Origin of the sequence: Kribbella sp. NPDC026596, from assembly GCF_040638415.1 — a bacterium.
Lineage (GTDB): Bacteria > Actinomycetota > Actinomycetes > Propionibacteriales > Kribbellaceae > Kribbella.
Genome location: NZ_JBEZYF010000023.1, coordinates 1 through 18,848, shown reverse-complemented (window position 1 = coordinate 18,848; position 18,848 = coordinate 1). Strand labels below are relative to the sequence as shown.

At 69.6% G+C, this 18,848-nt stretch carries 17 protein-coding genes; 1 reads left to right on the top strand and 16 read right to left on the bottom strand.

Annotation, left to right across the window (positions count from 1 at the left end):
* Window positions 1-36: 36 nt before the first annotated feature.
* The 13 genes from AB0E63_RS20420 to AB0E63_RS20360 all read right to left on the bottom strand — a co-directional run bounded on the left by AB0E63_RS20420 (window position 37) and on the right by AB0E63_RS20360 (window position 13,909).
* Window positions 37-687 carry an NUDIX hydrolase gene (locus tag AB0E63_RS20420; RefSeq protein WP_360368170.1) on the bottom strand — a complete coding sequence of 217 codons (651 nt, stop codon included), beginning with the start codon at window positions 685-687 and terminating at the stop codon, window positions 37-39.
* Window positions 684-2,399 (bottom strand): CTP synthase, encoded by a 1,716-nt coding sequence (locus tag AB0E63_RS20415; protein ID WP_360368167.1) that lies wholly within the window; start codon window positions 2,397-2,399, stop codon window positions 684-686. The genes AB0E63_RS20420 and AB0E63_RS20415 overlap by 4 nt, the downstream gene beginning before the upstream one ends.
* A gap of 21 nt (window positions 2,400-2,420) precedes the next feature.
* A complete protein-coding gene (locus tag AB0E63_RS20410; protein ID WP_360368165.1) occupies window positions 2,421-3,446 on the bottom strand; it encodes a glycosyltransferase family 4 protein in 1,026 nt (341 codons plus the stop codon).
* On the bottom strand, window positions 3,443-5,056 hold the full coding sequence (locus tag AB0E63_RS20405) for a lipid II flippase MurJ (RefSeq protein WP_360368162.1): 1,614 nt from the start codon (window positions 5,054-5,056) through the stop codon (window positions 3,443-3,445). Before AB0E63_RS20405 ends, AB0E63_RS20410 begins: the two co-directional genes overlap by 4 nt.
* On the bottom strand, window positions 5,035-5,844 hold the full coding sequence (locus AB0E63_RS20400; RefSeq protein WP_360368159.1) for a hypothetical protein: 810 nt from the start codon (window positions 5,842-5,844) through the stop codon (window positions 5,035-5,037). Before AB0E63_RS20400 ends, AB0E63_RS20405 begins: the two co-directional genes overlap by 22 nt.
* A gap of 1 nt (window position 5,845) precedes the next feature.
* Window positions 5,846-6,793 carry a copper transporter gene (locus AB0E63_RS20395; protein ID WP_360368156.1) on the bottom strand — a complete coding sequence of 316 codons (948 nt, stop codon included), beginning with the start codon at window positions 6,791-6,793 and terminating at the stop codon, window positions 5,846-5,848.
* Entirely contained in the window at window positions 6,790-7,971 is a 1,182-nt protein-coding gene (gene steA / locus AB0E63_RS20390) for a putative cytokinetic ring protein SteA (protein WP_360368153.1), read from the bottom strand. The genes AB0E63_RS20395 and steA overlap by 4 nt, the downstream gene beginning before the upstream one ends.
* A gap of 125 nt (window positions 7,972-8,096) precedes the next feature.
* Window positions 8,097-9,824 carry a DNA repair protein RecN gene (gene recN / locus AB0E63_RS20385; RefSeq protein ID WP_360368150.1) on the bottom strand — a complete coding sequence of 576 codons (1,728 nt, stop codon included), beginning with the start codon at window positions 9,822-9,824 and terminating at the stop codon, window positions 8,097-8,099.
* Between the two features lie 3 nt (window positions 9,825-9,827).
* Window positions 9,828-10,754 (bottom strand): NAD kinase, encoded by a 927-nt coding sequence (locus AB0E63_RS20380; protein WP_360368147.1) that lies wholly within the window; start codon window positions 10,752-10,754, stop codon window positions 9,828-9,830.
* 12 nt (window positions 10,755-10,766) lie between these two features.
* The gene (locus AB0E63_RS20375) at window positions 10,767-11,582 is read right to left on the bottom strand and encodes a TlyA family RNA methyltransferase (protein WP_360368144.1); all 816 of its coding nucleotides are present in this window, start codon (window positions 11,580-11,582) and stop codon (window positions 10,767-10,769) included.
* Between the two features lie 6 nt (window positions 11,583-11,588).
* On the bottom strand, window positions 11,589-12,101 hold the full coding sequence (locus tag AB0E63_RS20370) for a hypothetical protein (protein ID WP_360368141.1): 513 nt from the start codon (window positions 12,099-12,101) through the stop codon (window positions 11,589-11,591).
* Window position 12,102: 1 nt separating this feature from the next.
* Window positions 12,103-12,609, bottom strand: coding sequence for a polyhydroxyalkanoate synthesis protein PhaF (locus tag AB0E63_RS20365; protein WP_360368139.1), 507 nt, complete (start codon window positions 12,607-12,609; stop codon window positions 12,103-12,105).
* Window positions 12,610-12,799: 190 nt separating this feature from the next.
* Window positions 12,800-13,909 (bottom strand): HAD-IIA family hydrolase, encoded by a 1,110-nt coding sequence (locus tag AB0E63_RS20360; RefSeq protein ID WP_360368136.1) that lies wholly within the window; start codon window positions 13,907-13,909, stop codon window positions 12,800-12,802.
* A gap of 24 nt (window positions 13,910-13,933) precedes the next feature.
* On the opposite strand from AB0E63_RS20360, the gene AB0E63_RS20355 reads away from it, so the two are divergent.
* Window positions 13,934-15,106 (top strand): DUF1015 domain-containing protein, encoded by a 1,173-nt coding sequence (locus AB0E63_RS20355; protein ID WP_360368133.1) that lies wholly within the window; start codon window positions 13,934-13,936, stop codon window positions 15,104-15,106.
* Window positions 15,107-15,110: 4 nt separating this feature from the next.
* Here the strand turns inward: AB0E63_RS20355 and AB0E63_RS20350 are convergent, their stop codons facing one another.
* The 3 genes from AB0E63_RS20350 to AB0E63_RS20340 form a co-directional block, all read right to left on the bottom strand.
* On the bottom strand, window positions 15,111-15,989 hold the full coding sequence (locus tag AB0E63_RS20350) for a CHAD domain-containing protein (protein ID WP_360368130.1): 879 nt from the start codon (window positions 15,987-15,989) through the stop codon (window positions 15,111-15,113).
* A gap of 53 nt (window positions 15,990-16,042) precedes the next feature.
* Window positions 16,043-17,119 carry a hypothetical protein gene (locus AB0E63_RS20345; RefSeq protein ID WP_360368127.1) on the bottom strand — a complete coding sequence of 359 codons (1,077 nt, stop codon included), beginning with the start codon at window positions 17,117-17,119 and terminating at the stop codon, window positions 16,043-16,045.
* Window positions 17,120-17,193: 74 nt separating this feature from the next.
* Complete coding sequence (locus tag AB0E63_RS20340; RefSeq protein WP_360368125.1) at window positions 17,194-18,552, bottom strand: hypothetical protein; 1,359 nt, start codon at window positions 18,550-18,552, stop codon at window positions 17,194-17,196.
* Between the last annotated feature and the right edge of the window lie 296 nt (window positions 18,553-18,848).

Here is an 18,848-nt window from a genome sequence, read left to right as displayed (position 1 = left end):
GAGCGCACGTCAAGGACTACCGAAGGTTCCGGAACCTCAACGGTCTTTGGCCGGCCACGGCGAGTCGGCCGGGCGCAGGGTGTCGAAGCCGGGGCCGTTGAGGGCGGTCCAGGCGGCCAGGGAGCCCATCACGAGGGTCGGGTTCTGGAGGTGGCCGGCCAGGACGGCGCCGACCACGTCGATCAGCGGAGCCCAGACGGTTTCCATGTCGGCCTCCTCATGGAGGCGGTCGTAGGACTCGTCGGCGGGTGACAGGTCGCGGGCCAGGAAGATGCGGATCGCCTCAGTGGTCATGCCCGGCGAGGTGAAGGCGTCGACCAGGATTCGCCAATCGGCGGCCTTCGTCCCGGTCTCCTCCCACAGCTCCCGCTCACCACCGAGGCGGTATTGCTCCCCTTGTACGTCGAGCAGCCCGGCCGGCGGCTCGAACAGCCGGTAACCAACCGGGTGCCGGTACTGGCGCACCAGCAGCATCCGGTTGTTCTCGTCCAGCGCGACCACTCCGACCGCGCCCGGATGTACGACGACATCCCGCACGAACGAATCGCCACCCGCCGGCTCGACCGTGTCACGCCGTACCGAGATCACTCGACCGGTCTCGTGCACGACCTCTGACGTGGAGACCGGCCAAGCCTCGCGGACGTCGGCCAGTCCGGCGCCGAACCGCAGTTCGGGGTGCTCCTTCATCGAGCTTTGACCGCGGTCTTGCCGGTGGCAGCCTTCTTGTCCGACGGCTCCTCGACCGGCAGCCGGGACTCGCGCTGACGGACCAGGGCCGCCGCGATCAGGCCGGAGAACAACGGGTGCGGCTTCGTCGGCCGGGACCGCAGCTCCGGGTGCGCCTGGGTGGCGACGAAGTACGGGTGCAGCGAACGGTCCAGCTCGATGAACTCGACCAGCTCGTTGTCCGGCGACAGTCCGCTGAACACCAGGCCGGCCGTCTCCAGCTTGTCCCGGTAGGCGTTGTTCACCTCGTAGCGGTGCCGGTGCCGCTCCTGCACCGACGGAGCGCCGTACAGGCCGCGGACGATCGAGCCGTCGGCCAGGTTCGCCGGGTAGAGACCGAGGCGCATCGTGCCGCCGAGGTCTCCGGAGCCGGAGACGATGTCCTTCTGCTCCTCCATGGTCGCGATCACCGGCTGCTCGGCGTCCGGGTCGAACTCGCTCGAGTTCGCCTCCACCAGGCCGGCCAGGTCGCGGGCCACCTCGATCACCATGCACTGCAGGCCGAGGCACAGCCCGAGGATCGGGATGCCCTGCTCGCGGGCGAACCGGATCGCGCCGATCTTGCCCTCGATGCCGCGGACGCCGAACCCTCCCGGGATGCAGATCGCGTCGACGTCGCCGAGCAGCCGCGCGGCCGCCTCCGGCGTGGCGCACTCGTCGGACGCGATCCAGCGCAGGTTCACCCGCGCGTCGTTGTCGAACCCGCCGGCCCGCAGCGCCTCCGCGACCGACAGGTACGCATCCGGGAGGTCGATGTACTTGCCGACGAGCGCGACCGTGACGTCGTCCTTCGGGTGGTGCACGACCCGGAGCAGCTCGTCCCAGCGGGTCCAGTCGACATCGCGGAACGGCAGGTTCAGGCGGCGGACGACGTACGCGTCCAGACCCTCGGCGTGCAGCACCTTGGGGATGTCGTAGATCGACGGCGCGTCGGGAGCCGCGACGACGGCCTCCTGGTCGACGTCGCACATCAGCGAGATCTTCCGCTTCACGCCGTCCGGGATCGGCCGATCGGAGCGGCAGACGACCGCGTCCGGGGCGATACCGATCGAGCGCAGCGCGGCGACCGAGTGCTGGGTCGGCTTGGTCTTCAACTCACCGCTCGGGGCGAGGTACGGGACCAGCGAGATGTGCAGGAAGAAGACGTTGTCCCGGCCGACGTCGTGCCGGACCTGGCGGGCCGCCTCCAGGAACGGCAGCGACTCGATGTCGCCGACCGTGCCGCCGATCTCGTGCAGTACGACGTCGACGTCGGAGCCGGCCATCGCCAGCATCCGTTCCTTGATCTCGTTGGTGATGTGCGGGATCACCTGCACGGTGTCGCCGAGGTACTCACCACGGCGCTCCTTGGCGATCACGCTGGAGTACACCTGGCCGGTCGTGACGTTGGCGACCTGGGACAGGTCGCGGTCGAGGAAACGCTCGTAATGGCCGATGTCCAGGTCGGTCTCGGCGCCGTCGTTGGTGACGAACACCTCGCCGTGCTGGAACGGGTTCATGGTGCCGGGATCCACATTCAGATACGGATCCAGCTTCTGCATGGTGACCCGGATGCCCCGTGCCGTCAGCAGACTGCCGAGGCTTGACGCTGTCAGCCCCTTGCCGAGGCTGGATGCCACACCACCGGTGACGAAAACGTGCTTGGTCTGCTGGAGATTCGAAGCCCTGTCCACGGGCCTTCAGCCTACCTCTTGTCAACCCCTGGTCGCGACGAGACCCGCGTAGATGTCCAGCAGATTCTTCGCCACGGCGTCCTCGTCCGGCCATCTGGCGGCCAACTCCCGGCCCCTCGTCCGCATAGCGTTCGCCGTCCCGGGCTCCGCCAGGACCGCCCGGACTCCGTCAGCCAGACCGTCCGCATCACCGGGAAACGCGAGTACAGCGCTGTCTTCGACCAATTCCGGTACGCCGCCGACCGCGGTCGCCACCACCGGTACGCCGACCTGCATCGCCTCCTGGATCACCAGAGCCCGGGCCTCCCAGTGCGATGTGAGCAAGAACACATCGGAAGCACCCAAGAGGTCGGCTACGTCGGACCGGTGTCCGAGCAGCCGCACCGGTAGCCGCTCGGCGTCGATCCGCGCCTGCAGGTTGTCCCGCAGCGGCCCGTCGCCGACGACCACGAACACCGCGTCCGGCGTGGACTCGTGCACGCGCGCCGCGACGGACAGCAGCGTCGGATAGTCCTTCTGCGGCGCCAGGCGGCCGACTGTGAGCACCAGTGGCTGGTCGGCGAGGCCCAGGGCCCTACGCACCTCCGCCGCCGACGTACGGGCCTCTGGGACCGCGGGCGCCGCTACCGGGGCCAACTGAGCGTTGCGCGCGCCCAGGCTCTTCGCCAGGTCCACCAGGTCGCTAGACGCACCTAGAGTCAGGTCCGCTCCCTTGGCGACGAGCCGCTGCCCTAACCGCATCACGAGCCCACGTGGTCCGGGGGCGATCACCGCGTTGTGCCAGCTCACTACGAGCGGCCGGAGATGCGACCGATCCCGGAGCGCTGCCATGCCGGCGCGATAGCCGTGCGCATGGATCACATCCGACCCACGCAGCGCCGGGGCCTGCGCGACGACGGTGGCCGCGCCGAAGTCGAAGTGCTCAGCGGTGCCGGGCGGCGCGCACACGACCACTTCGTGCCCGGCGTCGACGAAGCGGGGTACGAGCGAGGCGACGTGCTGCCCGATCCCGCCCCGCGACTCCGCGAGCAGCAGCCCGATCCTCATTTCAGCTCCCGACGTAGCAGTGCGCGGGCATCCGCGCGGTCCAGGGCAAACACGACAACGGCGTACGTGATGACCACAGCCAAGCCGGACAGCAGCGAGAACACGACCGCCGCCCACACTCCGGCGTCTTCGGCGGGCAGGGCGACTGCCCAGCCCGCAGCACCTGCCAGCACGGCACCCACCAGCGAGGCCAGCGCAGCCCGCGGGAGCCCGGCAAGCACAGCGGACCCTGCCTGTCGTGCCAGCACCGCCAACAGAACTACCGCTCCAGCCACCATGCCAACCGACATCGCCGCCGCCAGCGCCGGAACCGCATCCCACTGGCTTGTCAGCACGACACCGGATACCGCAACCAGCACCCAGGCGGCAGACGTCACCACAGCCACTTCGCGACCAGCGTGCCGTGCGTAGAGCACCCGGCCCACGTGCATCAGCACCGCGAAGCCGATCGCAGCAGGAGCGAACGCGATCAATCCGTTGCCCAGTGACGACGCCTGGGTTTCCTGCACCGCGCCATCGTCGTACGCGAAGATGCGCGCTACCGGGACCGCTGTGCCGACCAGCAGCGCGGCTCCCGCGCCACCTGCCAGCATGACTGCGCGCGTGGATGCGGCTGCGTAGACGTCGAACCGCTCCCCCGAGTCATAGGCCGCGGCGAGTCGCGGGAACACCGCCGTGGTGATCGGAACCGCGAGTACGGCGTACGGCAGCAGATAGACCGCGTTGGCCCAGGTGTAGACCGCGATGCTGCCGGCCACACCTCTGTGGTTGGCCAGGTACGTCGTGACCACGAACGTGAGCTGTTGCGCGACGAGAACCGCCAGACCGGCCAGTGCGAGCCTTCGGAGCACCGGACCGACGCCCGGGTCCAGCCGTAGCGTCGGCTTGATCGGCAACCGCAGGAACAGCATCGGCACCAGCACAGTCAGCGCCAGCGCGGCGACTCCGGCGGTGGTCCCCCAAGCCAGCAGATCGGTGGCACCACGGGCGGCGGTGTCCGCATCCGGTGCGGCTGCCGCGAACAGGAAGTACGTCGCAACGACGACCAGGCTCGAGATCAGCGGAGCCCAGGCACCGGCCCCGAAACGCTTGTGGGATTGAAGAACCGCCGTCGCGATCACGGCGAGGGCATAGCCGAACACCTGCGGCACGAAGATCATCAGCATCCGGGTCGCCGTCGCCGCCGAACCACCGCAGTCCGCGCCCGGGTCCAGCATCGCGTCGGTGTAGCTGGACGCCAGCAGCCAAGACAGCAAGGCGAACGGCGCCAGCAGCAGGAAGGACCAGGACAACAGCGCGCCGATGATGCGCCCTTGCGCCGCCCGATCGCCCCGCGCCACCGGCCCGGCCAGCACCGGAATCACCGCGCCGGCCAGCGCCCCGCCGGCCACAACCTCGAAGAGGATGTTGGGCAACTGATTCGCCGTGGTGTAAGCCTCGGCGAGACAGCCGGCCCCGACGGTCTTCGAGAAGACGAGCCACCGCCCGAAGCCGACCACACGCGCGAGCACAGTCACCCCGGCAACGAGCAGAGCCGCTTGCGCTACCCGCGCTCCGGCGCTCGGCCGCCCGGCCGAGCCGTCCGCGCTCACCTGGGTCGTCGGCCCCACTGGTCGATCTTGTCCAGGACCGGCGTCTCGGCGATGACCTTGGTGAAGCTGACCTTTTCGCTGGCCAGGTTCAGCGCGACGACCGCGCCGAGGACCAGCGTCTTCAACGGACGCGGGAGAGCGGCGGCGAGCGCCGTACCGGTGATGGCGCCGAGGCCGTTCGCACCGCAGTCGCCCAGCATCGAACGCTCACCCAGGTCCGACGGCGCGGAAGCCGCGGCCGCACCGACGACCGCGCCGGCCGGGCCGCTCACGACGGCGAGCGGCGCGTTCACCGCGGTGACCGCCTTCAGCGCACGGCCCGGGCGCAGGTCGAGCAGGTTGGTCAGGTTCGCGGTGCCGGAGATCAAGGCGCCGTCGGCAACGATTCCGGCGACCGCCTTCACGCCGCGCGACTTGCGCGGCAACAGCGCCGCGGCAGCCAGACCGGCCGCGCCGACGCCGAGGATCTTCACCGCACCGCTGGTCACCTCACCGCGCTTCAACGCCGTGAGGTGTCCGCGGAAACCCTTGGCCTGCGTGGTCCCGCGCAGATCGTCGTACGCGCCGACCGCACCCGACACCGAGCCCGCGAGCAGCGCGGCCGCCTTCACCTTGCCGTCGGATTTCGACGCCGCGACGCCGGCCAGTGCGCCGAGCACGGCGACCGGCCCTTCCAGCAGCGTGACTGGCTCGCCGCGGTGGTTGGTCCGCTCGAACGGCTGCCGATTCTCCTTCGGCAGCTTCTCCGCGGCGCGTTCGAGCGCGGCGGAGGCGGCTGCCGCGACGGCAGCGCTGAGAATTCCCACGTCAGTTGTCCTTCGTCTGTACGGCCGAGGGCGCGACGCCGTTCTTCGCGTCGATGGCGCCGTACTGCCCCGCCTTGCCGCCGGCCTGCTCGACCAGCGCGAAGACGATCGTCGCCCGTCCGGCGGGGAGATCGGCCACGTCCACCGAAGAAACGATCTTGGTGGCCTCGGAGTCACTCCGCAAGGCCTTGATCAATCCGCCGTTCTGCGCGCTCTCCGGCGTACCGGCGACGACGACCCCACCGCTGCCCTGGTCCAGCCCCTCGATGAAGTCGACCGCGTCGTTGTACGTCGAGTTGTCCGGCGCCGGTGTCGGCGGCTTGGCGGCCACCACGACGATCAGGCTGCCCCGGTCCTTGATCTGCGAGGGCTTCGGCGACAGCAGCTTCGCACCGGTCAGCCCGCCGAGGATCTTGGTCGAGTCGGTGTCCGCGGCCTTGCCTTCCTCCTTGGCCGCGACGCCGCGGGCCAGGATCAGGCCGGCCCGCTGGTACGCCGTGCTGTCGGTGGGGAACTGGATGTCCGGCGTGACCAGCTGGGTGACGAGGGACTCGACCAGCTGGCGCTGACCGGCGTCGAAGAGCTTCGCGTCCAGCGCCACCTTGGTGGTCACCTGACCGCCGGCCTTCTCCAGCTCGTCCTGGATCGAGTTCGTCAGGTCGTTGTCGGCGTTCGGCATCGTCACGACCACGATCTTCTTGCCGATCAGCTTGCCGTCGGTCAGGCCGGCGGTGACCTTCGCGACGTAGTCGTCGCGGTACTTGTCCAGCACCTTCAGGTCGCTCAGCTGCTGCCGCGTGTCGGCGAGTTGCTGGCGGTCCCGCTCGGCCTGACTCGCGACGATCTCGCTGCCGGTGCCCTTCAGCGGGCCGGCGCCCAGCACCACACCGGCGCCCAGGGCGAAGAAGATCGCCACGATCGAGACGATGTGGTAGCGAAAGTCGATCACGTGAACAGCTCCCGGATCCAGTAGACGAAGTCGCTCCAGCGCGCCCGCAGGATCGACCAGAGCACGTCGTCGGCGCCGATCGCGACCAACGCCATGCCGAGTGCGAAGAGACCGGCCACGGCCAGCGCGACCACCTGGAGGGTCGAGACCCGGCTGCGGTACAGCCGGCCGACACCCTTGGCATCCACCAGCTTGGCACCGACGCGCAAGCGGGTGATGAAGGTGCTGGCCATCCCGGAGCGTCCCTTGTCGAGGAACTCCACCAGCGAGTTGTGCGTGCCGACCGCGACGATCAGCGAGGCGCCCTTGGAATCGGCCAGCAGCATCGCGACGTCCTCGCTGGTGCCGGTGGCCGGAAACTCGATCGAATCGACGCCGAGCCGTTCCAGCCGCTCCGAGCCGGGCGCGCGGCCGTCGCGGTAGGCGTGCACGACCACCTCGGCACCGCTCTTCAGCGTGTCGTCCTTCACCGAGTCCATGTCGCCGACGATCAGGTCGGGGACGTACCCGTTCTCGACCAGGGCATCGGCGCCGCCGTCGACCCCGATCAGCACCGGCCGGTACTCGCGGATGTACGACCGCAGGGCGACCAGGTCCTCGCGGTAGTCGTACCCGCGGACCACGATCAGGACGTGCTTGCCTTCCATCGGCGTGTGGATCTCGGGGACGCCGACGCCGTCCAGTAGCAGGTCGCGTTCGCGCCGCAGGTACTCGAGGGTGTTGGCGGTGAAAGCCTCGAGCTGGGTGGACAGCCCGGACCGGGCGTCGTCCATCAGCTCCGCGACGGTCTGGCTGTCCTGGGACAGGCCCTTCGCGACAACTTCCTCGCCGCGGTACAGCGAGCCCTCGTTCAGCCGGACGCGCTCGCCCTCGTGCAGGATCGAGAACACCTCACGGCCGACCCCGTCGACCAGTGGAATCCCGGCCTCGACAAGGATCTCCGGACCGAGGTTCGGGTAGCGGCCGCTGATCGAGTCGGCGACGTTCACCACCGCGGCGACCTTGCAGTCGACCAGCGCCTCGGCGCTGACCCGGTCCAGGTCGACATGGTCGATGACCGCGATCTCGCCCGGCTTCAGCCGTTTCGTGAGATTCTTGGTACGTCGATCGAGCCGGACCACTCCGGCGATCCCGGGCAGTTCAGTAGGGCGTGCTCTCCGCAGGCTGGGCAGTTTCATCGCGCTCTCATCCTGCCATGTCAAGAGCCCCTTCCCGGTTCATTTCCCCGGGCTGCGCCTGTTCACGCACCGAAATATCAGTAACTGTGCGTCAAATCATCCTTTCGAACGACGTAGAACCGGGTTCAGCGCTTCTTTCGCTTGGGTTTGTCATGACGTTCGGCGGCCAGTGCGAGCAGTTCCTCGGCGTGCGCTTGCGCTGCGTCGGAGTTCTCCAGGCCGGCCATCATCCGGGACAGTTCCTTCAGCCGGGCCTCGTCGTCGAGTGCGACCAGACCACTCGTGGTGACCGAGCCGTCGTCGCTCTTCAGCACCACCGCGTGACGGTCCGCGAACGCGGCCACCTGCGGCAGGTGCGTCACCACGATCACCTGCGCCTTCTCCGCCAGTCGCGCGAGCCGCTTGCCCACCTCGACCGCGGCCCGGCCGCCGATCCCGGCGTCGATCTCGTCGAACACGAGCGTCGGCACCGGATGCGTGTCGGACAGGATCACTTCGAGCGCCAGCATCACCCGGGAGAGTTCACCGCCGGACGCGGCCTTCTGCAGCGGGCGGGCCGGGCTCCCCGGGTTCGCCGCGAAGCAGAACTCGACCTCGTCGATCCCGAATGGTCCGGCTGTCGTCTCGTGCACCTCGACCGACAGCTTCGCGTGCGGCATCGCCAGACCGGTCAGCTCCTCGGACGCCGCAACACCGAGCCGTTCGGCCGCTTCGATCCGGGCGTCTCGCATCTTCTGGCCGAGATCGGCGAGCTTCGCGTCCAGTTCGGTCAACTCGGCGGTCAGATGCTCGACGCGCTCGTCGCTTCCGTCCAGCTCGGCGAGTCGCTCGGCCGACCGCTTGGTCCAGTCGATGACCTCGTCCACAGTGCCCTGCTCGGCGCCGTACTTCCGAACCAAGTTGGTCAGCAGTGCCCGCCGCTCGCTCACCACGGCGAGCCGGGCCGGGTCGGTGTCGATGTCGGCGGCGTACGACGAGAGCTCGCCGGCCAGATCGGCCGCGAGATAGCCGAGCTCGCCCGCGCGGTCGGCCAGTTCGGCCAGCTTCGGGTCGTGCTCGCGCTCCGCATCCAGCACCTGCTTGGTCAGAGCGAGCAGCCCGAGTACGTCGTTCGGCCGGGTGGAGTCCCGGTCTTCCTCGGAGGCCAGTGCGTCGGCTGCCGTGGTGGCCGCAGTCCGCAGGCCATCGGCGTATGCGAGACGCTCCTCCTCGGCGGCGAGCTCGGTGTCCTCACCCGGCAGCGGCTCGGCCTTGGCGACCTCGTCCAGGCCGAAGCGCAGCAGATCCGCCTCGGCGAGGCGATCGCGTTGCCGCGTGGTGAGCTCGGTCAGCTCGGCCTCGACCTCACGGTGCCGCTTGTAGGCGGCGGCGTACTCCTGGAGTGGCACGAGCACGGGCTTGCCGGCGAACGTGTCCAGGGTTTCGCGTTGCCGCGCGGGCTGCAGGAGGCGCCACTGATCGGCCTGGCCGTGGATCGCGACCAGGTCGCCCACCACCTCGCCGAGGACGGACACCGGGACGGACGCGCCACCGAGGAACGCGCGCGAGCGGCCCTCGGCGGAGAGTTCGCGGGCGATCAGCAACTCGTCGTCGTCCAGTTCGCCGCCGCGATCCTCGGCCTGCTGGACGATCGACCTCGGTACGGCACTGGCCCGGCCCTCGACCCGCGCCCGGCGGGTGCCGTGCCGCACCAGGCCGCTGTCGGCACGGCCGCCGAGCAGCATGTTCACCCCGGTCACGACCATCGTCTTGCCGGCACCGGTCTCCCCCGTCACAGCGGTGAATCCCGGGTCGAGGTCCAACGTCGCGTCCTCGATCACGCCCAACCCGGTGATACGGATTTCCGAGAGCATGGTCTAGTTTCCGTTTCCGTTGCGTTTGCGCTCGGCGGCCCCGCGCCAGCCGAGCACCGGGAGATCGAACTTCGCCACCAGCCGGTCGGTGAAGGGTGCCTCGTGCGCCCGGGCCAGCCGGACCGGGGTCGTGCCGCGCCGCACCTGGATCTCGGCGCCGGGCGGCACCTCGACCATCCGCCGGCCGTCACACCACAGCACACCGCGGCCGTGCCAGTTCCGGACCAGCTCGATCGACAGCTGCGATGTCGGCGCCACCACGATCGGCCGGGAGAAGAGGGCGTGCGCACTGAGCGGCACCATCAGGATCGCCTCGACCTCCGGCCAGACGATCGGACCACCGGCAGAGAAGGAGTACGCCGTACTCCCGGTGGGGGTCGCCACCACGACGCCGTCGCAGCCCCAGCGGGACAACGGCCGGTCGTCGACCTCCACCAGCACCTCGAGCATCTTCTCGCGGGCCGCCTTCTCGACGCTCGCCTCGTTCAGCGCCCAGGTGTCGAAGATCAGCTCGTCGTCGAGCCGCACCTCGACGGCCAGCGTCATCCGCTCCTCGACCTTGTAGCTGCGATCGACCACCACCTGGACGATCCGCTCCAGGTCGTCCACCTCGGCCTCGGCCAGGAACCCGACGTGACCGAGGTTGACCCCGAGCACCGGCGTACCGTGCGGGCGGGCCAGCTCGGCGCCGCGCAGGATCGAGCCGTCGCCGCCGAGCACCATGATCAGCTCGACGTCCAGGGCGGCCTTCTCGTGGTCGTCGACAATCTCGACCGGGTCGAGCTTGAGTGCCTCGGCCTCGCCGCCGAGCAGCCTGACCAGCAGCCCGGCATCGGTCAGCAGCCGGTGCGCGTCCCGCGCCACCTCGACCGCCTGCTCCCGGCCGGTGTGCGTCACCAGCAGCACGCGCCGCGGCTCGTGCTCAGCCACGCTGCCTCCTACTCACTGTGGACCCTGCTCAATGGCGGTCTGAAGCATCGTCTCATCGAGAGCAGACGCATTCCGGCGTATCCACAGGAAGTATTCGACATTTCCTGACGGACCAGGCAACGGACTGGCCGCGACACCTTCGATTCCCCAGCCGAGCTCCTGTGCCTTGGCCGCTACTCCGCGTACGGCGTCGGCCCGCAACTCCGGGTCCCGGACGACCCCACCCTTGCCGAGCCGCTCCTTGCCGACCTCGAACTGGGGTTTCACCATCAGGACCAGCTCACCCTCGGGTTTCACCACGCTGATCAGCGCCGGCAGGACCAGGGTGAGCGAGATGAAGCTCAGGTCGCTGACGACGAGATCAACCGGTTCACCGCCGATGTCGTCCAGGGTGAGAGTGCGGACGTTGGTCCGGTCCATCACGGTGACGCGCTCATCGGTCTGCAACGCCCACACCAGCTGGCCGTATCCGACATCGACGGCGATCACGTGGGCTGCCTCGTTGCGGAGCAGTACGTCGGTGAATCCGCCGGTGGACGCGCCCGCGTCGAGGGTTGTGCGGCCCTTGACCTGGACGCCGGGGAACGCCTCGAGCGCACCGATCAGCTTGTGCGCGCCGCGGCTCGCATAGCCGGGGTCGTCGGCCTCGGACGTGTCGACGACGATCGGTGCATCCGCGCCGACACCGGTCGCGGGCTTGGTGGCCACCGTTCCGGACACCTTCACCTTGCCGGCCGCGATCAGCTCGCTCGCGTGCTCACGGGACCGCGCGAGATGACGCCGTACCAGCTCGGCATCGAGCCGCGATCGCTTGACTCCCTTGGCCACTGCAGCCTAAGCGCGATCGCCGTGCTCGGCGTCCGCCTCCACCAAGGCACTCTGCAACCGCTCATGCAGGTCCGCATACACCTCGGCATGCTCACTGACGGGCCGCTCCCGCAACTCCCCCAGCCGCCCCATCGTCTCCTCCACCAAAGGATGCCCCTGCTCCTCATCCTGTGGCGCGGGGTCCTCCGGCTCGTCCTGTGGCGCGGGGTCTTCGGCGCTCTCCGCGATGAACGAGTGCTCATGCTCCTGGCCCGGCGCCCGGGCGAACTCCGGCCCGAACTCGACCTCCGCCGGATCCACATGCGCATGCTCGTCGCCGGCCGACTCGTCCAGCGACGCCTCGAAGGCCGCTTCGGTGTCCGCCTCGGCCGACTGTTCGGCGTACGAGGTGTCCTGCGGGCCGGGTTCGGTGTCGTAGTCGGGCTGGTTGGGAGACTCTTCGGACGGGTACGGCTCGAAACCCGGCTCGACGTCGGGGTCGACGTCCGGGGGGAACTGCTCGCCAGGGTGCTCGGTCACGTCACGCCTTCTTCGCCGTCTTCTTGGCCGCGGTCTTCTTCGCGGCCGCCTTCTTCGCGGGAGCCTTCTTGGCGGCCTTCTTCGCCGCCGCCTTCTTGGCAGCCTTCTTCGGCACCGGCGCCGACCAGTCGTCGTCGTCCTCCAGCGCGTCACCGACGGACGCGGCAGCCGCGGGTGCGGCACCGGCGCGGGCCTCGGCGAGCTCGCCCTCCAGCGTCTGCACCCGCCGGGTCAGCGCCGCGACCTCCTCGGAGCGGACGAACCCGAGCCGCGCGACCGCGCCCTCGACCTCGTTCGTCACGATCGCCTGCAGCAGGTGACGGTTGCTCTTGCTGGTGGCAACGATCTCGTCGGTCAGCTCATTCACCCTGGTGGTCAGGCCGGTCGTCAGCGTGTCCGCGCCGGTCTGCTGCAGCAGCGCCTTCGCGGCCGCCTGGGCCTTCTGCCGGGTGACCTCGGTCAGTCCGCTCGCCAGTTGTACGTAGCCGCGCAGTGCGTCCAACACCATGACTGCCTCCTCGCTCGTTCCAGCAACGGTATCCCCTAACCCCGCAACCCCACCCACCCCCGCCCGCAACCCCACGCACCCTGGCCCGCGACCCGCGCGAACCCTCCATCTCAGTGGGCATCCCCCGAGCTGGAGGGTTGCCCCCTCAGATTCTCAGTGGGCAACCCTCCAACTGAGAGGGCAAGCCTGGCTACTTGTCGAGGCCGACCCGGTGGAGGGCGGCGTCGAGGGCGATGGTGCCGGGGGCCGGGGCGGGCTTGGGGAGCGGGCGGCGGGTGCGGCCGGCGGTCCTGGCCGGCTTGGCGGCTGGTTTCGCCGACGCGTCGACGGCGGCCCAGACCGCGGACAGGATCGCCCGCAGGCCGTCGTACGGCTCGCCCTCGCCCTTCACCGACACGGCGTTGTCCACGACCTCGGCGGTCCAGCCGACGCACGTGTGCCGCGCGCCCTCGACCGTCACACCGGGATGCTTCTGCGCCAACGCGCTCAGGTCCGCGGCGATGTACGTCGGCCGCTGGTTCTTCGGCGCCCGTGCCAGATCGTGCGCGTCGTTCACCCCGGTCGCCACCCACAGACTCGCGATCCCGACCGCATGCGCGCCGGCGATGTCGGAGTCCAGCCGGTCCCCGATCATCAACGGGTGTTGGGCTTTGAGCCGCTCGATGCTCGTCTCCAGCAACGGCGGCTCGGGCTTGCCGGCCACGACCGGATCGACGTCGACGGCAGCCCGGATCGCCTGCACCAGCGTCCCGTTCCCCGGCGCCTTCCCGGCCGCGGTGGGAATCGTCAGATCGAGGTTGGTCGCGAACCACTTCGCGCCCTCGTGGATCGCGTGCGCGCCATCCGCGAGCATCACCCAGTTCACGTCGGGATGAAACCCTTGGACGACGGCCACCGGATGCGCATCGCTGCTTCGTACGGCGGTCAGCCCGTACTCCTCGAGCGCCGTGTACAGCCCCTCACCACCGACCACCAGCACCGGCGCCCCCGTGGGGAACTCGCTCGCGATCAGCTTCGCCGCCGCCTGCGCCGACGTCACCACGTCCTCGGCGATCACATCCAGCCCGAACGACGCGAGGTGCTCGGCAACAATCCGTGCCGGCCGGCTCGCGTTGTTGGTGATGTACCCGATCCGCATGCCTTCCTTGGCAGCTTTCCGCAGGTTCTCCGGCGCATCCGGTACCGGATCCGGCCCGACGTACACGACACCGTCGAGATCCAGCAGCGCGACGTCGTACCGGCCGGCGAGGGGTTCATCACACGCCGAGAGCGGAGCAGGCGCTTTCCGTTCCGCGCTCATGCTTCCCGCCGTACGATTCCGGCCATGCCATCAAGCGGGCCGGACTCGAGGGGGAGCATCCTGCGGCTCGACCCGCTGCGCGCGTGGCGCTTCGTGGCCGGCAAGGTGAGCGCGCTCGGCGCCGTCACGTCACCGCCGTACGACGTGCTGGAACCCGCCATCGTCCGGCGGCTGACTGACTCTGATCTCCATAACATGGTGAGGCTCATCCTTCCACGCGATCCGGACCTCGGCCCCGGCCGGTACGACGAACCCGCGCGACGGCTGGCCGGGTGGCAACGCGACGGTGTGGTGGTGCAGGACCCGAGGCCCGCGCTGTACGTGTATGAGCAGCAGTTGGGCAACGCCGTACTGTGCGGACTGGTCGGCTCACTCGGCCTGGACCCGGCCCGGCGTGTGGTGCTGCCGCATGAGGACGTGATGCCGCACTGGGTGGACGATCGCCTCGAGCTCATGGAGGCCACGGACGCCGACCTGGAGCCTATCCTGCTCGCGTACGGCGATGGTGGCGCGGCCAGCGATGCAGTAGATGACGCACGTTCCCGTGAACCGTGGGTCGTGGCTGACACGTACAACGGCGCGCACCACCGCATCTGGCGGATCGACGACCCCCCGACGCTGGCGATGATCGCTGCCGAGCTGGCCAGGCATGAGGCCCTGATTGCGGACGGCCACCACCGCTATGCGGCGTACCTCGAACGTCAGCGGCGTGAGCCGGGCCGTCAGAGCGCAGAGGTCGGTCTGGCCATGCTGGTCGACTATGACCGGCATCCACTCACGCTGGATCCGATCCACCGCGTCATACCGGGGCTGGACCTAGCCATAGTGCAGTCGCGTACGCCGGAGGGCTGGCAAGTGCTGCCTGGTCGAGTGGAAGGCGTACCGGACCGGATAGCGGTGACAGATGGGGCTAGCTGGGTGACGTTGCGCTCTACGTACGGTCAGGAGGCGCCGACCGTGTCACTGCTCCACGACGTACTACTGCCGGCGTGGGGCGTGGTTGAGGGAGACATCAGCTTCCACCACACGCTTCAGGACGCTCTGGCGCTGGCCGGGCCTCAGCAAGCGGCTGTGGAGCTCGTGGCGCCCCGGATAGACCAGGTACTACGGTCGGCCGCGCAAGGCGACGTACTGCCTCAGAAGGCGACGTCGTTCGGTCCTAAGCCGCGGGTGGGGCTGCTGTTCCGGACGCTCTGAGCTGTCAGGGCCGGTGGTAGAGGCTGAGGAACTCCTCGCGGAGAGGCTTGCGGGCCGCCCGGTGTCGCTCTGTGAGGCGCCCGAGGGTGAAGGAGAGCTCTGGATCGTCCTGCGCGGCGGCGTCCGCGGCCATGGCAGTCAGAGCGTCTGCCGCGGCGCAGTGGTCCTGGTGCTGGCCGAGCAACTCTTGGTACTTGGCTGCTTGGGTTGCGGTGGCTTTGGCTTCGTCACCGAGGACGGATGCGCTGGTGTCGGCGGCGTACCGGACGCGCTTCGCCAGCAGCCGCACCTCGTGCCAGTCGTCGTCGGCGGTCCAGGGCTTCAGCATGCCGGCTGCTTGGGTGAACTTGAGGTTGGCGGTGTCCAAAAGCTCGGGCAGGACCTCGCCGCAGGGTTGACTGGCGTTGGGCTTGAGGTCTGGCGCTGCGGCAACGGCTTCAAGGGTGTTCAGCAGGTCCGAGGTGGTCTCCCCCAAGACCACGTCGCCCGATCGAGCCGCAGCCCGGTCGAGTCCGACGGTCAGCGTCGTGAGGATCGTGTCGACGTGCTCCTCGTCGTCCTCGCTGTTCGCTGTCTCGCGAACCAGCGCGGCGATCACTTCCAGGTCCCGGGCCTCACCACAGGCCTGCGCCAGCGCGGCCAGGTCACTGCGCAGCTCGTCGGCCCAGTCGCCCGCGAGCAGCTTCCGGAACAGCTTCAGATCACTCCGCAACCGCCGACACGAAACCCGCACCTGGTGGATGGCGTCGTCCTCGGCCTTCTCCACCATCAGGACCGCGCCCTGCAGCCGGGCAGAACCCTTCGCGAGGGCGCCGCCCACCAGCGCGCCGACCGGAGCCTCCGCCGACAACGGCCCAGCCCAAGGACCTACGTTCTCACCCATCGCCCCATTCTCCCTGCTCCGGGTGAACGCGACGATGACTCGAGCGAGCCGACCTACTCCTTGCCCTTGTCAGCCCCGCCGTCAGCGGCGTCCTCGTCATCAACTACCTCGACGATCACGTCCGCGTCCTCGTCGTCCTCGTCCGCATCAACCTCGTCTGCGGCCTCGTCGATGTCGTCGGCAGCCTCATCGGCCTCGTCAGCGACCTCGTCGGTTTCGTCGAGGACCACATCGGCATCGGCGTCCTCGTCGTCAGCTACGTCGACGTCCGCGTCCTCGTCGTCCTCGTCCGTCTCGTCGACGATCTCGTCGTCAGCTTCGTCGACGTCCGCGTCCTCGTCGTCCTCGTCCGTCTCGTCGACGATCTCGTCGTCAGCTTCGTCGATCTCGTCCGCGGCCTCGTCAGCCTCGTCGGCGATCTCGTCAGCCTCGTCGATGGCCTCATCGTCGTCGGTCACCGGCTCGAAGTACTCGTCGTCGACGACTGTGTCGTCTTCCTCGTCGAGGTCGGTGAACTCGAGGCCTTCGAGAGCGGCGGCGCGTTCGGCAGCTCCGGTCACACCGTCGGCGTCGGAGCCGGCCGCCCGGTGGAACCAGACCAGCGCGTCCTCCGTACGTCCGGCCGCCTCGAGTGCGTCGGCGTACGCATAGCGCAGGCGCGGCAACCACTCGGCCCGCGTCCGCTTCGTCAGCGCCGGCACCTCGAGCGTCTGGATCGCCGCCGCGGTCTGCCCCAGGTCGCGCCGCGCGCCGGCCGCCACGATCAGCAGCTCGATCTGCGTGGCCTCCGACAGCTCGTTGACGTGCTTGTCCCGCGTCAGCGCCAGCGCCTTCTCCGGCCGCCCGAGCGCCCGCTCGCAGTCGGCCATCATCGCGAGCACCTCATGGTTCCCGCTCATCCGCCGGACCGCCCGGAACTCCGTCAGCGCCTCGTCGTAGTGCTCAGCCAGGTACGCCGTGATCGCCACAGCCTCCCGAATGCCGCCAAGTCGCGCAGCCAACCGCCGAGCCGTACGGGCGTGCTGGTACGCGCGCTCCGGGTCGTCATCGAGGAACCGCCCCGAGGCGACCAGGTGCTGCGCGACCAGGTCAGCGAGGGTCCGCGGCAACGACCGCAGCTCGGCCTTCACCGATCGATCGAGCTCAGCCCCGGTGATGCCCTCCGGAATCGCCGGGTCATCCCGCCGCGGCCCAGCCTTCTCCTCTACCCGATCGTCCCGCCGTGGCCCGCCACGCCGGTCGTCCCGACCGCCACGCTCATCACGCCCCGACCGCTCGTCACGCCGGTACCCGCCGCGGTCGCCACCGCGCTCGTCCCGCCGGAACGCTCCACGCTCCCCGCGCGCCGGCCCACTCCCGCGAGCCGAACCACCCCGGACCCCATCCCGAGCCGGCCGTTCATCCCGACCCCGGTCATCCCGCTGGTACCCAGTACGCTCGTCCCGCCCCGGCCGTTCATCCCGCCGGTATCCACCGCGGTCGCCACCACCGGAACGCTCATCGCGCCGGTATCCACCGCGGTCATCGCCACCGGAGCGCTCGTCACGGCGGTATCCACCGCGGTCACCGCCACCGGAACGGTCATCCCGCCGGTAACCGCCGCGATCACCACCACCGGAACGGTCGTCACGGCGGTATCCACCGCGGTCATCGCCACCGGAGCGCTCGTCACGGCGGTATCCACCGCGGTCATCGCCACCGGAGCGCTCGTCACGGCGGTATCCACCGCGGTCACCGCCACCGGAACGGTCATCCCGCCTGTAGCCACCGCGGTCGCCACCACCGGAACGGTCATCCCGCCGGTAACCGCCACGGTCGTCGCCACCCGAACGGTCGTCAGGGCGATATCCGCCTCGGTCGTCGCCACCGGGGCGCTCGTCACGGCGGTAGCCGCCACGGTCGCCACCACTGGAGCGATCATCGCGGCGGTAGCCGCCACGGTCGTCGCCTCCGGACCGGTCGTCGCGACGGAAGCCGCTCTCGTCCCGCCGCGGACCGCCGCGACCCGCGCTCTTGCGGTCATCGCGTCCGTCAGTACGCCGCGGACCACCGGAGCGGTCGTCGCGACCGGCACCACGACCGCGGTCACCCCGCTCGTCGCGGTCTCCACGACCGGACAACTGCCCGCGGAACGGATCCCGCTCAGCCTTGTCGTTACCCCGCGACCCGACGTACCCACGCCTGTTGTCGTCGCGATCTCCGGACCGCTCATCAGGCGAACCGCTCCGCGGTCCACCCGTCCGCGGCCCGTCACCACGGCTGGAAGGCCCCCGGTAACCACCGGACGACTGCCCGCCGCCAGATCCACCCCGGCCGCCGGCACCACCAGAGCGTCCAGCACCACCAGGTCCAGATCGCCCGGCGCCACCAGAACGCCCAGTGCCCCCGGAGCCGCCAGAACCGCCGGACCGGCCGGCGCCCGCACCGGAGCGCCCGCCACCAGAGTTCGGTCGTCCGTCACCAGAGCTCGAGCGTCCGGAGCTGAAGCCCGAACGACCGCCTGCGGAGTCAGACCGGCCGCCGCCAGAGCGACCGGAACCTCCGGCGCCACCGGACGACCCACGACGGTCCCCGGAGCCGGAGTGAGAATTGCGAGGTGGCGTAGCCACGGTGACTCCTAACGATGCTGTGCAGACGATGCTGTGGTGCGGTAACCGCCCAAACCTACCGCCACCCAAGCCGTGCAGCCTCATCGAGGCCTACGGACGTGACGGTGCCGGCGGGCGGTGCACCACGTGATGGTGCGGGCCGAAAAGGTCCGGACAAATGTTAAGGGCCACCCCTTGTGGGGTGGCCCTTAACAGTGTGAATGTCCGGCGGCGTCCTACTCTCCCACGACCTCCCGGTCGCAGTACCATC